This is a genomic window from Polyangium sorediatum, from assembly GCF_029946465.1.
Classification (GTDB): domain Bacteria; phylum Myxococcota_A; class Polyangia; order Polyangiales; family Polyangiaceae; genus Polyangium; species Polyangium fumosum.
In genome coordinates this window covers 124383-139637 of sequence record NZ_JARZHI010000020.1, presented here as the reverse complement: position 1 = coordinate 139637, position 15255 = coordinate 124383, and the positions used below count along the sequence as shown (strand labels likewise).

The 15255-nt window shown below is 68.9% G+C and carries 12 protein-coding genes; 2 read left to right on the top strand and 10 right to left on the bottom strand.

The genetic code is table 11. The features are described from left to right. Position 1 precedes the first annotated feature (1 nt). The 10 genes from QHF89_RS23075 to rpmH all read right to left on the bottom strand — a co-directional run bounded on the left by QHF89_RS23075 (position 2) and on the right by rpmH (position 12784). Positions 2-3064: an FHA domain-containing protein gene (locus tag QHF89_RS23075; protein WP_136968146.1), complete on the bottom strand. Its 3063-nt coding sequence runs from the start codon at positions 3062-3064 to the stop codon at positions 2-4. A gap of 106 nt (positions 3065-3170) precedes the next feature. Beyond that, entirely contained in the window at positions 3171-4538 is a 1368-nt protein-coding gene (locus tag QHF89_RS23070; RefSeq protein WP_284720837.1) for a PP2C family protein-serine/threonine phosphatase, read from the bottom strand. Positions 4539-4589: 51 nt separating this feature from the next. Beyond that, positions 4590-6776, bottom strand: coding sequence for an FHA domain-containing protein (locus QHF89_RS23065; RefSeq protein ID WP_136968147.1), 2187 nt, complete (start codon positions 6774-6776; stop codon positions 4590-4592). 256 nt (positions 6777-7032) lie between these two features. Next, positions 7033-8295, bottom strand: a complete 1263-nt coding sequence (locus tag QHF89_RS23060; RefSeq protein WP_136968148.1) for an FHA domain-containing protein — start codon at positions 8293-8295, stop codon at positions 7033-7035. A gap of 368 nt (positions 8296-8663) precedes the next feature. Further along, on the bottom strand, positions 8664-9020 hold the full coding sequence (gene rplS / locus QHF89_RS23055; protein ID WP_136930103.1) for a 50S ribosomal protein L19: 357 nt from the start codon (positions 9018-9020) through the stop codon (positions 8664-8666). 183 nt (positions 9021-9203) lie between these two features. After that, positions 9204-9749, bottom strand: coding sequence for a Jag family protein (locus tag QHF89_RS23050; protein WP_271917597.1), 546 nt, complete (start codon positions 9747-9749; stop codon positions 9204-9206). A gap of 22 nt (positions 9750-9771) precedes the next feature. After that, complete coding sequence (yidC, locus tag QHF89_RS23045; RefSeq protein ID WP_136968149.1) at positions 9772-11541, bottom strand: membrane protein insertase YidC; 1770 nt, start codon at positions 11539-11541, stop codon at positions 9772-9774. A gap of 112 nt (positions 11542-11653) precedes the next feature. Continuing rightward, the gene (yidD, locus tag QHF89_RS23040; RefSeq protein ID WP_136930105.1) at positions 11654-12016 is read right to left on the bottom strand and encodes a membrane protein insertion efficiency factor YidD; all 363 of its coding nucleotides are present in this window, start codon (positions 12014-12016) and stop codon (positions 11654-11656) included. Positions 12017-12192: 176 nt separating this feature from the next. Continuing rightward, positions 12193-12630, bottom strand: coding sequence for a ribonuclease P protein component (gene rnpA / locus QHF89_RS23035; RefSeq protein ID WP_284720836.1), 438 nt, complete (start codon positions 12628-12630; stop codon positions 12193-12195). A gap of 4 nt (positions 12631-12634) precedes the next feature. After that, entirely contained in the window at positions 12635-12784 is a 150-nt protein-coding gene (gene rpmH, locus QHF89_RS23030; RefSeq protein ID WP_136930107.1) for a 50S ribosomal protein L34, read from the bottom strand. 354 nt (positions 12785-13138) lie between these two features. On the opposite strand from rpmH, the gene QHF89_RS23025 reads away from it, so the two are divergent. Next, positions 13139-14956, top strand: a complete 1818-nt coding sequence (locus tag QHF89_RS23025) for an OmpA family protein (RefSeq protein WP_136968151.1) — start codon at positions 13139-13141, stop codon at positions 14954-14956. Continuing rightward, positions 14934-15245 (top strand): hypothetical protein, encoded by a 312-nt coding sequence (locus QHF89_RS23020; RefSeq protein WP_136968152.1) that lies wholly within the window; start codon positions 14934-14936, stop codon positions 15243-15245. The genes QHF89_RS23025 and QHF89_RS23020 overlap by 23 nt, the downstream gene beginning before the upstream one ends. The last annotated feature ends 10 nt before the right edge of the window (positions 15246-15255 follow it).

Genomic DNA, 15255 nt, shown 5'->3' with positions numbered 1-15255 from the left:
GTCATACCGGATCGCGGCGCTTCAAGATGACGCAAAGGACGACGACGAGGGAGATCGTGAAGCCCCCGAGCACCGCGAAGGGCAGCCACGTGCTCTCGTAGTTCGTGAAGCCCCAGCCGCCGGCGAGGTTGTCGGAGGCCATCTGCGCGATCGAGCACTTGAACTTGCCGGCCTCGATGAAGTCGGCAGGCGCGCTCTCGGTGCGACCGAGGTCGATGACCCACGAGGGATCCTCCTTCAGCGCGAGGCGCTCGTGGACGATGGAGCCCTCGAAGCCCCAGCGGGCCGGCATGATCATCATGAGGGGCTTCAAGTGGGGCACCGTCGTCATCGGGACCATGAGGCCCCCGAGGACGACTTGGGGGATGAGCGCGATGGGCGTCAAGGCCATGGCCGCCTCCGAAGAGGTGACGACGGTCGAGAGGAGGAGCCCGAGCGCGACGGCCGCGAGTGAGGTGGCCACGAGCGAGGCGAGCTGCAGCAAAAACGCCGTCGGTCCGCCGTGGAAGCCGAGCGTGAAGAACACGATCGCGAGCAGGATCGTGCACTGCACGATGCAGAAGAAGGCGAGCAGGATGTACTTCGAGAGGACGTAGTTGAGCAGGCCCAGCGTGACCATGCGCTCGCGCATGTAGATGGCCCGCTCGCTGACGATCTCACGCGCGGCGTTGGAGGTGCCGAACCAGACGGCGGCGACGACGAGGAAGAAGATGGCGCCGGTGTTGTCGGCGGTGGCCGTCATGCCCTTCAAGATGTCGCCGGTGTTCGTGTTGCCGCCGAACTTCTTGCCGAGCTCCTGGAGCGCGCCGAGGCACCACGCCGGGACGGCCTTCTCCTGCCAGCCGAACACCATCGCGAGCAAGATGCCGATGATCGGCGCCTGCGCGAGCATGATGACGATGCCGGCGGTGTCTCGCATCTTCGTCTTGAAGTAACGCGAGACGAGGAGGCCGAGCTGGCCCTTCGTGGTCGCGCGTCGTTCGGGGAGCGCGCGTTGTCCCTGGCCGGCGCCTATCTCGCGCCGGCCCGTGTACATCTTCCGGTAGGTGGGGTTCTGATCGCTGAAGTACTCGCGGCGCCACTCGAGCGCGGCGTTTTTCCTCGCGGTCCCGCGCGGCACGTTCGGATCGCGCGCGCGCATCGCGTCGTAGAGCGCCTTCTCGCGCGAGGCGATCATCTCGAACATGTCGCGCGGGTTGTCGATGTCGTTGCGCTGGCCGGCGCGCTCCTTCCACGTGCCGAAGAAGCGGTACGACTCGCCCTGCGTGGGGCCGAAGAACATCGGCACGCCGCCGTAGCCCATGGTCAGCGTGTGCGTGAACTTCTCGTACTCGTCCTTCGCCGGCTGATGGATCGTCATGATGATCGTCTTGCCCGTGGCCTTCGTGAGGTCGTGCAAGAGCGTGATCAGCGCGGTGGTGTCGTCGGCGGCGAGGCCGGAGGTGGGTTCGTCGAGGAAGAGGATGACGGGGTCGGTGACGAGCTCGAGCGCGATGTTGACGCGCTTGCGCTGACCACCGGAGAGGATCTTCTTCTCGGGCTTGCCGATCTGGAGGTTCTTCACGCCCTCGAGGCCGAGGTCCTTGATCGTCTGCTCGACGCGCGCGTCGATCTCCTCCTCGGAGTAGTCGGGCGGGAGGCGGAACTTCGCGCTGTACTTCACGGCCTCGAAGACCGTGAGCTCGGGATGCACGAGGTCGTCCTGCGGGACGTAGCCGATCGAGCCGCGCAGGTTGTCGTAGATGTTGTAGAGGTCCTCGCCGTTGATGCGGACGACGCCCGACGTCGGCGGGAGGTAGCCGTTCAACGTGAGCAAGAGCGTGGTCTTGCCCGCGCCCGACGGGCCCATGAGCGCGATCATGTCGCCCGGCAGCGCCTTGAACGAGACGTCGTCGAGCAGGCGCTTCATCTCGGCCGGGTTGTCGCGATCGGGGACCTCGAGGACGAGGCTCCACGCCTCGATCTCGTAGAGAGGTTTGCCCGCCCAGCGATCGGCCGAGTACTCCTCCTGGACGACCTGGACCGCGCCCGAAGATCCGAGCTCGATCTGGAGCGGCATCGGGCCGATGAAGAACTTCTCGCCGCTCTGGATGCCGATCTTCTGGCCCGGCGGGATGCGCTGGCCGCGGACGTACGTGCCGTTCGCGCTGCCGCGATCCTCGACGAAGAGCTGCCCGTTGATCTGGTGCACGAGCGCGTGGCGGCTCGAGACCTGCGGCTGCTGAATGACGATGTCGTTGTCCGCCGTGCGGCCGATGCTCTTCTGCCCGCCGCCGCTCGGCCCCGCGAAATCGAGCTGGCCAAGGACGGTCTTGTTCTTCTTGCCCGGCGCGCCCGCAGCCGGCGCAGCACCCGAGACGGGCGGATATCCCTGCGGCTGCGCAGGCGGGTAGCCCTGCGCTTGCGCAGGCGGATACCCCTGCTGCGGCATCGAGACGTTCGTCTGCGGCATGGGCGCCGCCGGCTGCTGCGCATACGCGCCGCTCGCGACGGGCGCGACGCCGCCACGCGAGGCCTGCGCGAGGCGCGCGAGGAGCTCGACAGGGACGGGCACGGGGCCAAACGCGACGACGCCGCTCGGATCGATCGGCGTGGGCTGCGCAGCCTGAATCTTCGTGGTGCCGACGTACGTGCCGCTCGTCGAGCCGTTGTCGACGACGAGCATGCGATCGAGCATCACCGTCGCGTGTTGGCTCGACACGCTCGGGTGTTGAAGGACGAGCGAGGCGCGCGCCGGATCCCGGCCGATCACGAGCTGTCCCGCAGGCGCAGGCGTGCTGCCCGTGGCCATGATCGAGAGGATGATCGCGGGGTGGCTGAGCGGGACGGGCGCGCGGCCGACGACGAACTGGGTGCGGAAGTCGAAGGGGACTTCTTCACCCGGGGCGAGCTGACGGTTGTTCGCGAACGAGGGCGCCGCGCCGCCGCCGATGAACACGAGCCTGCCGCCGCCCTGATGGACGAGGCGCGCGTGTTCGGGCGCGACGCTCGGATCCGCGAGGACGACGTCGCACGTGGGAGCGCTGCCGATCGTGAGGGTCTGCTTGCCGAAGCCGGGGACCATGCGGGCTACCTTTCACCACGAACGTCCGCGGAGAGCAACGGGGACGGCCGCGCCTCGCGTGACGGAAGCAGGATAGGCGCGCCGGGGCGGCGTTCGCCAGCCGTGTTCAGCGCAGGAAAAGCGCCCAGATGAGCAGGAGGAGCAGCACGGCGATCACGGCCGACATGCCGATGATCACGTAGACGATGCCCGCCTGGGAAGGACGCCCGCGGGTCGCCACGGAAATCGGCGCAGACGGGACGGGCGAAGGGGCCTCCGGCGGGTGCGTCTTCGAGGGGCCCTGGCCCGAAACCTGGGTGGCCTGGGGAGGCGCATAACGCCCCGAGGGCGGCGGCAAGGGGAGCTGGGCCGCGAACGTCGCGAGGCGCGGCTGCTCGGGCATCGTGGGCGAGGGCGCGACAGGGCGATCCACGGCCGTCGGCTGCACCGGGGCAAAGCCCGGCGACGAGGGCGAAGGCGGCGGCATGGGCAGGCCGCTTTGATCCGGCGCGGTCGGCGCGGCAGAGGAGGCGGCAGGCGAGAGCAACGTGGGGACCGGCACGGGCGGGGGCAGGCCGAGCTTCGTCCCCGTCGCGACCTTCGCCGTATCGACCGCGGTCATCGGCCGCGTCTCCTGCGGGGGCGCGGGCCGCGGGCTCGCAGGATCCGGCGCGTTCGCGGGCGCCTGCGGGATGGTGTGCGACGCGCGCGGCGCGAGCTCCGCGATGCGCACCATCTGCACGGTGATGTTGTCGTGGCCGCCGCGATCGTTCGCGAGGTGGACGAGCTGGTTGCAAGCGTGCGGGAGCGCGCCCGACGCGAGGGCCTGGCGCACGGCGCCGAGGATGTCGACGCCGAGGACGAGGTCGGTGAGGCCGTCGCTCGACTGGAGGAGGATGTCGCCCGGGAACATCTCCATCGGCTCGGGGCGAACCTCGACCTCGACCTCGGGGCGCATGCCGAGGGCGCGCGTGATCTTGTTCGCGTCGGGATGCCCGATGGCCTCGGCCTCCGTGAGCATGCCGGCGTCGATCATGCCCTGCACCATCGAGTGATCGCGCGTGAGCGGGTAGATCTGGCCCGCGCGGATGCAGTAGGCGCGGCTGTCGCCGACGTGCGCGACGTCGAGGCCACGATCACCGACAAGCATGGTGACGACCGTCGAGCCGGGCCGCCCGCGGTTCTCGGGCGGCCCGCCGAGCTGGTACACGCGACGCCCGGCCTCCTCGATCGCAGCCTTGAGCGCGTTCGCAGCCGTGGCGCCGGGCGGTGCTTGATCGATGACCTCGAAGATCGTGGCGATCGCGGTGCGGCTCGCCTCCCGGCCTCCGTAATGCCCGCCCATGCCGTCGCAGAGGACGACGAGGTGGCCGAAGCGCGTCTCGGCGTACCCGCACGAGTCCTCGTTGACCTGCTTGTTCGGATCGCGGCCAGGATCGCTGGCCTGGGCGAACTCGATCCGGACGCGGGTGCCGAGGGCCTGGGGTTGGCTCATCGCGGAAGGGCCGGGGGGTGGAGGCCGGGACGACGATCGTTCGAGTGTAGACTACTCGAAACGGACGTTGAACTCGATGGGGCCGAAGCGGAGCATCGCGCCGGGCGAGACGGGCGTCCACACGAGCGGCGGGATGCGGTTTCCGTTGATGCTCGTACCGTTGTTCGAGTTCTCGTCACGCACGAAGAGCTGGCCGTTCTCGAACTTGACGACGGCGTGGCTGCCGGAGACGCGCGGCTCGTTCACCACGATCTGACACGTCGCGGCGTCGCGGCCGACGCGCATCTCCGTGCCTGGGTTGAACGTGAAGATGCCGAGCGAGCCGGAGAGCACCGCGCGGTTCGCGGCGCCGCCCACGGGGCCGCCGCCCATCGGAGGAGGACCGTATCCGCCGCCGAAGTCCGGGCCGCCCATGCCGGGCATGCCGCCGCCCATGGGCACGGCAGGCGCATAGCCGCCCGCCATGGGAGGCGAACCACCCCCGGGGCGCGGAGCCGTCGTGGGGGCGTTGCCGGTGCGACGCTTGTTGCCGCCGCTGCGGAAGATCGAAACGACGAGCAGGACGAGGACGACGCCGCCGAAGGTGATGGCGCCGATGAGCAGGTAGGGCAGCGGCGCCTCTTTCGCCTTCACCGTGATGATCTTGTCGGCGGTGATGGCGCTCGTGCGCTTGGCCTGGTTGTCGTAGACGACCAGGCGCGCGGTCATCTGATCGCCCTTGCCGGCGAGGAACTTGTCCGTGTTCGGAGCTTCGAACTCGACCATGCTCTCGCCGGCCGTCGTGGCCTTGCCGCGCATGCCTTGCTCGATGAGCGTGCGCTGCGCCTTCTTCGCGTCGTCGATGCTGCCGCCCTGGAGCGAGGCGGGCGCGGGCTGGTTTTTCGGGACCATGTAGAGCTCGGCCCGCTGCGTGTTGCCGCCCCAGCAGAAGTTACCGAAGACCTTCACGGTCCCGCCCGGGTGCACCGGATCCTGCTGCGCGGCGCGCTCGGTGGCCTCGCGATCGATGTCGAGCGGCCACTGCGAGGGGTCGATGCCGACGGGCACGTTCTGGAACGTCGCGTCGCCGGCGATCAGCGGATCGGTGTTGAGGAACGCGAGGCGGAAGGTCTGCGTCAAGCTCAGCGCGACACACGAGACGCGCCACTTGACGATGTGCATCTTGTTGAAGCGCGAGCGGACCGCGTTGACGATGTTGACCGCGCGCGACTCCTGCCTGTCGCGCAGGATGCTGTAGAAGCCGCCGATCTCGGGGTTCGATAGCCCTTCCATGAACTCGCGCGAGTTCGCGGCGAACTCCTCGACGAGCTTGCTCGGGAACCAGACCGAGATGACCGGCACCGGCGTCTTCGGGAGGACTTCGTTGTTCTCCGGGAAGCGGCCCTTCGTGAGGTAGTCCTTGAGCAGGTTCGAGGCCGCGGAGTTCGAGCTCGGATCGGCGCCGGCCGCGCCGTTCGAGAGCACGACCATGGCTTGGTGCATGGGCACGACGACGTTCGTGCCGACGTTGCCGAGCTCCTTGAAGCCGTCGGTGGCCGCGGTCTTGATGATGTTGAAGAGCGGGCGCGTGCGGCCTTGCGTGGGGAACGTGTTCTTGACGCTCGAGATCGTCTGGAGCGCCGTCTGCTTGTTGTTCACCCACTTCGAGTCTTCGACGACGCTCTTGTCGTTGAAGAACATCACGTCGACGATGTCGTTCGGGCCCATCGCGTTGACGAACGCGGTGGCGACGGACTTCGCCTCGTCGAAGCGCGTGCCCATCGAAGACGCAGCGTCGATGAGGATGAGCCACGCGGTGCCCACGCCGGGCTGGCTCGTGCTCTCACCCCAGCGCGCCTTCGACTCGAACCGGGCCACGGTGTCGGAGCCGTCGACGACGACGGTGAGCACCGCGTTCTTCTCCGGGAAGTCGAACGACGAGTAGAGCGCGTTCGGCTGCTCGACCGCGTTCGCCACGCAGTCGTAGAACGCGTCGCCGTTCAGCGCCGCGCACGGCCGCGTCGCGTCCGACATGCGCTTGTTCTGGACGAGGTCGATCACGGTCGTGAGCACGGGCGAGCCGTCGACCGTGCTCGTGCGCGGATCGATGCGGAGGATCTTGGCCTCCGGAGCAGCGAAGGAGGGCGCGGCGGCGAAGAGGATCGCCGCGAGCGCCGCGAGCGCGGGGAGCGCGAACAGGGGAGCTTTGCGCGCCGATCGAGGGACGGCGCGGGCGGCTCCGTGGGGCAACGGGTTCATGCTTGAGCCTCCAACATGGGGGGTCCTCGGCGGGCCGGCGCAGGCGCGGGGTGACGAGCACCTTCGCGCGCGCGCGTGGTCCGCGAGCGTGGCCGCCGCGTGCTCTCGCGCGTCGAGGCAGGGAAGCACGTCCGCCCTGCGCGATGAGCGCGGGGGACGGCTGCCTCGGGCGACGCGAGCGCGCGGGGGCGTCATCTCGTCGAGGAGCTGGATAGGGTGAAAAGGGCGTTCCGCACGGGGCTTCTCCGCGCGACCCCTAGGTCCGAGCCGTCACGATGATGGTGATGACGCTGAAGCCGCCGAAACGGATCTTGTCGCCGTCACGCAGCTCGCGCCTGCCCTTGAAGCCGATGGCTTCTTCGTTGTGGAAGGTGCCGTTCGTCGAGCCGAGATCACTCAGGATGAACCTCCCACCTTCACAGTCGATCGTCGCGTGATGCGTGGACGTCGTGCCGTGCGCGATCTCCACGTCGACCTTCTGACCCGTGTCCGCGCGGCCGACCGCGTTCTTGCCCTGCCAGAGCGGCCAGAACTTACCGAGCGGATCCTCCTGGTAGCTCACCAGGAAGCCTGCGAGCGCGCGGCGGCCGTCGGGGCTCGGCGCGGCTCCTTGCCGACCGGGCATCGGCGGAGGATTCCCAGGGATCCCCGTCGCGGCGTTTCCGCGCCCAGGTGCCCGCGCCGGCTCGAAGCCACCTTCGGGCTTCGGCGGCGGTGCGTACCCCTCGTGTTTGTCCGGCATCGGCGGCGGTGCGAACGCCCGGGGTCCAGGCGGCGGGGGATACCCACCGGCGGGCTCTGGCGGAGGCGGCCCGAAGCCTGGCGGCGCAGGCGGCGGCCCGAAGCCTGGCGGTGCAGGCGGCGGCCCAAAGCCTGGCGGCGCAGGCGGCGGTCCGAATCCACCCGGGGCCGGAGGCGGCCCATAACCCGTGGGCGGCGGCTCGGGAGGCGGCCCGAATCCAGGCGGCGCAGGCGGCGGTCCGAATCCGGGCGGCGCAGGCGGCGGCCCAAAACCGGCCGGCGGCTCGGGAGGCGGCCCGAATCCGGGCGGCGCGGGCGGCGGTCCAAAACCGGCCGGCGGGGAAGGCGGCTCGGGGGGCGGCCCGAATCCAGGCGGCGCAGGCGGCGGCCCGAACCCACCCCCCGGCGTCGCCTGAGGCGGTCCGAACGCGGGGGGCGGCGGAGGCGGTCCGAAGCCTCCCGGCCCGGGAGGTGCGCCAAACGCAGGAGGCGGCGGAGGCCCGAACGCAGCGGGGTTTGCCGTGGGCGCGGGGGGCGGCCCGAAGCCGCCTCCGAAGCCGGGGGGAGCCGGCGGGGGCGGTCCGAAGCCCGGCGGCTCGGGAGGCGGCCCAAAGCCCGGCGGCCCCGGCGGAGGCCCGAAGCCCGGCGGTTGCCCGAAGGCGGGAGGGGGCGGAGGAGGACCGAAGGCGCCGGGCCCCGGAGGCCCGAGCGGAGAGGCGCAGATCGCGCAGAACTTGTCGGCGGGTGTGGCAGGCGCGCCGCAACGCGGGCAGTTCATAGTGTCCTTCTCGTGTTGACGGACCAAAGACCTCGTCCGCCTCGGCGGCAGCATACCGTGTGGGCCGGACCGAGGATCAAGAAGAAGTACTCTTTACCCTCGGCGAGGTGGACGAGGCACCTCGGAGCACGACGCAGCGCAGCACGTCGACGGGCTCTCGTGCGGGAACGCGGCGCGACGACGGCGTGCCGCAGGCGCGCGGAAAGAAGCACGGTACCGGCGCGGCATGGCACGGGACCGAGGTGCGTGCGCGGAAGAAATGCGAAAGGGTGTCCTGGGCTGAATCAGCCCGGGGACACCCTTCGCAATGCGTTCGACGAGAGCGGGAGAGAGCGGAGGCGGGAGGCCCCGAGATGGGGCCTTCCGGATCAGCCGTCCTTGGCGTCGCGCACGCGGGCGGCCTTGCCGGCCAGCGAGCGGAGGTAGAACAAGCGCGAGCGACGAACGACGCCGCGCGAGACCACCTCGATCTTGTCGATGCGGGGGCTGTGCGTCGGGAAGATACGCTCCACACCCACGTTGAAGCTCACCTTGCGGACCGTGAAGGTGCTGCGCGCACCGGCCCGATGTTGCTTCAGCACGACGCCCTGGAAGACCTGGATACGCTCCTTCTCGCCCTCGACGATGCGGTAGTGGACCCGGACGGTGTCGCCGACCCGGAACTCCGGGAGCCCCTCGCGGAGCTGCGGGGTTTCGATCTTCGCAAGTACGTTCGAGGTGAGCATGTCGCGGTCCTTCGACTGGGGATGGTCCCGGCTGTTGGGGCAAACGGCTCCACGCCTGCCGGAGACGACGAGGGAGCGGCATTATGCATACCGTCCCCACGCTGTCAACCGATCATGGATCGTGGGGATACGGTGGATCGCGGGGGCGACGAACTCACCGCCCCGCACGATCTCTTCGGACGGTCAACGGCGAACGGGGATGATCTGCACGCGGCGCGCGTCGCCTTCGCCGTCGCTCTTCGTGACGACGCCGGGAAACTTCGCGAGCGCGAGGTGCACGACGCGGCGATCCTGCGGGTTCATCGGCTCGAACGTGATGATCTTGCCCTCCTCGACAGCCTGCTTGCCGAGGCGACGGGCCATCGAGGTGAGCGTCTCCTCGCGGCGCGCGCGGTAGCCCTCGGCGTCGATGATCACGTGGCGGCGCTGCTTGCCGGGCCGGTTGATCACGCGGTTGGCGAGGAACTGCAGCGCGGCGAGCGTCTGGCCCTTCTTGCCGATGATGCGGCCGGCGTCCCTGCCCTCGATCTCCAGCCGGATCTCCTCGGGCGGATCTTCCGGCTCGTTCTCGAGCAGGTCCACGGTGCAGTCCATGCCCATCGCGGCGAGCGTATCGATGACGAAGTCGAGCGCTTGATCGGCGCGACCATCCTCCTCGAACGGGGCTTTCGCCTCGGCGGCGCGCTCGTCGCGCTCGTCGTCGTCGTGCCGGGTGCCTTCGGCGTTCACGCTGGTCTTCCCGGGAGCTCCATTATCCACGGACACGTGCCTTTCCCTTTCCAAGAGCAGGCGCCGACTTGGTTTCGTCGCCCGAAGATTTCGCTGGCTTCTCGCGCACCTCGATGCCGGCGGAGCCCTGCGTCTTGCGGCTCAGGTAGCGCTCGACCGCAACCTGCTGGGCGATGCCGAGCCACGTGTTGGTCAGCATGTACACGCCGAGGCCTGCGGGCAGGTAGAGCATCATCACCACGAAGATGCCCGGCAGCATGTACTGCATCATCTTCTGCTGCATCGGGTCGCTCTGCGGCGGCATGAGCTTCTGCTGGAAGAAGCTCGACGCGCCGAGGATCGCGGGGATGACGAAGTATTCGCCCTTGTCCGAGAGATCCGGGATGATCCGGGCCGACAAAAAGGGCACGTGATAGAGTTCGACCGCCGTCTGCAGGGCCTGGTAGAGCGCGAACCACACGGGCATCTGGAGCAGCATCGGGATGCAGCCGAGCACCGGGTTCGTCACGCCGTGTTTGCGCCAGAGCTCCTGGAGCGCGAGGCCGCGCTGCGCGGGGTCGTCCTTGTAACGAGTGTTGAGCTCGTCCATCTCCGGCTTGAGCCGGCGCATCGCCGCGCTGCTCTTGATCTGCGAGATGCTGAGCGGGAAGAGCAGCGTGCGCACGGTGATCGTGAGCAGCGCGATCGCCCATCCCCAGCTCCCCACGGCCTTGTGGAGGATCTTCAGGTAGCCGACGAGGACCTTCGCGATCGGTGAGAACGTGCCGAGATCGATCACCTCAGTGATGCCCGGGCCGGCAGCCGCGAGCACCTCGCGCTCCTTCGGGCCCGTGAAGCTCAGGACCTTGTACGTCTGCGTCGCCTGCGGCGCGAGCTCGACCTCGGGGTACGCGAGGCGCGCGCGGTAGACGTGGCCGTGCGTGTCCTTGTCCTTCTCGCGATCCGCCGCGTTGTACTTGGCGCGGTTCCAGTCCTCTTCGATCTGCGTCTCGGCGAACGCTGCGGGACCTTCGACCGGGATCGCGGCCTTCGTGAAGTAGACGCTGCTGACGGCGACCCACTTCGCGGCGCCGGGGCTGCGGCGCCAGAGCTCGTTCGTGAACTCCTTGTCCTTGAAGTCCTTCGGCTCGAACGCGTCGGCGTGCAAGCGCTCGACCTTCTCCGTCGTCGCCGCGAGCACGTCCGTCATCTGCTCCGAGATGCGGCCGAGGCTGCCCTTGGTCTCCTCGGTCGTGCGCCACGAGGTCTGCTCCACCGTGAGCCTGTGCTTGAGCGGCTCGGCGGAGAGGTTCTTCACCTCGAGCGTCATTTCGAGTTCGAAGGGTTTGCCCGTCTCGCGCACGACCTTCGTGAGCTTCGAGGTCGCGTCCTCGTAGACGAACGTGCACGACTTGCCGTCCTGCGCCGCGAGCGTCCAGTCGAGGTTGTCGTAGGGCGTCTGCTGCTTCGCGACCCCGGGCAAACGCACGTCCGTTCGCAGCGGCTGGCGCCACTCCTGCGAGGTCGTGACGAGATCGATCGGCTTGCCGGCCTTCGAGTACTTGCCTTCATCGGTGAGCCGAAGGTGGCGCAGCGAGCCGCCGCGCGAAGACAGCTCCGCCTCGAAGCGCGGACCGTTGATCGTGCAAATCTGCTCGGGCTGCCTCTTGTCGTCCGGCAGCCGATCGGCGTCGTAGAACGTGTTCGGCTGGACGTCTTCGTTGCCCTTGCCGAACAGGTTGCCGCCGAACTGCCAGAACAGGATGGCAGCGATGCCGATGAGCACCCACTGAACGATTTTGCCGCGTTCCATGAAATCCTTCGGCAATCTCCTTGCCGTAAAACCCTACTGGTCCTTGCCCCGCCCCGTGACCGCGTGATCCCCCCGGAAGGGCTCGCTCGCTTGGCGAGCATGCGAGGGGAAACTAACCAGCCTCATGGACCGCGCCACTGCTCCACGGCGAAAGTCGAGCCTCGTCGTGGGAAGAAAGGTTCGTATTTCCAACCCTTTGATCCGGGCCGTGCCGCGCGGGCTCTTCCGTACGCGAGCGGCCGATCCGTGGAGGCGGCGGAGGATCGTAGCCGCCCGGATGGAACGGGTGGCACTTACACAGGCGCTTCACTGAAAGCAAGCTCCCGCGCAGCGCTCCATGACCCGCGATGCACGCGGCGGCGTACCGCGAGCAAGAGGGTTCGAACCGACAGACAGGACCGAAGAGCGCGAGCAGCACCTTCGAGAGCGTCAGCTGGTAGACGCGGATCAGCAGGAGGAGGAGCTTGGCCAGCATGGGGGTTTGGGGGCGGAGCCCGGCGTACCCGGGCGGAGCCACCATCGACGGTCGATGCAGGGCGCGGCGAGCGACGCCGGAGGGCGCGAGGTGTGGCGAGGCTGAACGCGTCGGCCGCGGCTCCCATCACGAGATCGCGAGGCGAAGCTTGGGGGCCCGCGTTCCTGCTTGCAAGGTCAAGGGCCGCCTTTGCGCCCGTCGCCGGAGCGGTTTCTCGGGTCGACCTGCGCGCCCGGGTTCGGCTTGCCGCTCGCTCGTTTGCGCACGAGCGGCAGCACGGCCTGAATCTCCGCTTCGAGCTCCCCGCAGGCGAGCTCGTCCACGCCCGGACGCACGATCACCACGACGTCGACGCCGCGCGGAAACGACGCCACGTTCCGGCGAAAGACATCACGGAGCAGGCGCTTGGCCCGGTTGCGTTGCACAGCGCAACCCACCTTTCGCGACGCCACCACGCCGAGGCGTGTGGTGCTGTCGTCGGGGCGGGGTGCGATCAGGATCAGGAGGTGACGCGTCGTGACCCGAGCGCCACCCTCCTGAACGCGCAGGAAATCAGGGCGGCGCCGTAACCGCTGGGCTCGCGTGAACGTCTGTCGAGGGCGTGGGTCGCCCACGACTTCACTTCTTGTAGATCGTCGTGGCGAGGCGCGCGCGGCCCTTACGCCGGCGGTTGTTGATGACCTTGCGGCCACCGCTCGTGGCCATGCGCGCCCGGAAGCCATGGGTACGCGCGCGGCGGGTGTTGTGGGGCTGGAACGTGCGCTTCATCGTAGGACCCTTCAGAACCCTTCGTTTTTCGGGGCGCGCAAAGAAAGCACAGGTCCGCCTGCTGGTCAAGACCGCGAAACGGCCTGGATCGCGCGTCGTCTGTCTGACCTGATCGACGGCCCCTGTCAACGCTCGGGGGCTTCGCTCCTGCGAGCCGAGCTACGCCCCCGAACCCCCGGGCAAGGGAAGACGGGCTCGTGCTTGAGGCTCCTCCCTACACCGCAAGACATTCCATGTGCCCGCACGCCTGGTGTAGCCTCCGCTTGCACGGGGGGGCCCGGTGATCTTCGCGCGGCAAGCGCACCCGGGCCTCTCGCTTCCGCGCGCAGTGCGCGCCGAGGAGACGCCGAAGACATGGCCCAAGTCGACCATCCCCGAGCCCGACCGCCCGCAGGTGATCCCGCGGCGGAAGGCACCTCCGACGCGCGCGCGGCCACGCCCCGTCGCCCGTCCCTCCTGCGCCGCGTTGCCTCCGCTTGCTCGGCCGCTCTCGCGGCCGCGGCGTGCCTCCTCGCGCCCGCCGAGGCCGACGCGCAGCAGTCGACGATGTACCTCGATCGCCTCTTCATCGGCGGCGCGCCCGAAGACGCGATCGGGCTCTGGCGCCCGCAGTTCAACCCGCAGACGCGGTTCTTCGGCCAGCTCGGCATGGGCTTCGCGCTGAACCCGTTCCGCATCGAGAACCACCAAGACGATCCGCGGAAGGCCGGCATCTTCAGCCAGCGCAGCAGCGCGCCCGTCGGCCCGCAGCTCATCAGCTACCTCGACGTCGGCGTCGAGGTCCTCGAGCGCTTCTCGTTCCAGGCGAACTTCCCGATCATCCTCTTCCAGGACGGCGGCACGACGTACCTCGCGCAGGTCTCGGGATCGAACGCCGTCAGCATGCGGACCGTGGCGCCCATGGATCTGCGCCTCGACGGTCGCGTGCTCCTTTGGCGGAACCCCGCGCGTAGCTTCAAGCTCGGCCTCGAAGGCGCGGTCTGGCTCCCGACGGGCGACAACGACTCGTTCGGCGGCGACTCGAGCGCGAGCGGCGGTTTCCAGGTCGCGGCCGAGTACGACCTCAAGAGCTTCTTCTTCGTCTTCAACACGGGCCTCCAGTTCCGGCCTTCGGGCGGCGTGAACGACTTCAAATCCGGCTCCGAGTGGCGCTGGGGCATCGGCGGCTTCCTGCCGCTGCGCGGCGGCGCGCTCCGTCTCGGCGCGCAGATCTTCGGCTCGACGGGCATCACCGACGCGACGTTCTTCGACGTCGACAACACGCCGATCGAGTGGATGATCGAGGGCCGTTACGCCTTCGATCAGAAGAAGCGCGCGTGGCTCGGCGTGGGCGGCGGCACGCGCATCACGCCTGGATACGCGCCGGATTTCCGCGCCGTCGCGACCGTCGGGTACGCGTTCCCGATCAAGGACACGAACCCGCCGTCGCCTGGAAAGCGCTTCAAGACGGGACGCTACGCCGAGCACGGCGCGGACACGGACAAGGACGGCTTGCCGGACGACGTCGATTTGTGCCCGACGGATCCCGAGGATCACAAGCCGCCGAACACGGACGACGGCTGCCCGCAGCCGCCGGATCGCGACGGCGACGGCATCCCCGACAACGTCGACAAGTGCCCCGACACGCCCGAGGATTTCGACAAGGTCGACGATCAGGACGGCTGCCCCGAGGACGATCCCGACAAGGACGGCATCAGCGACGCGAAGGACGCTTGCCCGAAGGAGCCCGGCGACGCGAACCCCGACGCGGAGAAGAACGGCTGCCCGACCTTCATCCGCAGGGTCACCGGCTCGAACGAGATCCAGATCCTCAAGAAGGTCGAGTTCCTCACGGGCAAGTCGACGATCTTGCAGCAGAGCTACCCGATCCTCGACGAGGTCGTGCGCCTGCTCAAGGTGAACCCCGAGATCCAGCACCTCGCGATCGAGGGCCACACGGACAACCGCGGCTCGGATGATCTCAACGAGAAGCTCTCGTCCGATCGCGCGAACGCCGTGATGGAGTACCTCATCAAGAAGGGCGGCATCGCCGCGGATCGCCTGAGCGCCGCCGGCTTCGGCCCGCGTAGGCCCATCGCCGACAACAACACGGCCAACGGACGGCAGACGAACCGTCGCGTCGAGTTCCACATCCGCGACAAGGCGGCGGATGTCACGCCCCCCGGTCAATAGCGGCCTCGCCGCGCTCCTCCTCGCGCTCGCCGCCGTCCTCGGCGCAGGGTGCGAGAAGGAGCGCGGCTCGCCCTACGCGTGCACCTGTACGTTCCTCACGGACTTCGATGACAACTCCGGGAGCGAGGTGACCGTGTGCTCGCCCTCCGCCGAGCGTGCCCCCGATTTCGCCCGGGGCTGCGCGCAGTCCGGGGCGCCCGCGCCCGTGGAAAAGTGTACCTGCAAGCTCGAACGAGGGGCCGGGACGTGTGACGTCGGGTTGTGTCGGAATCGACCCCGCGGCGAGTGAAATCCGCTGC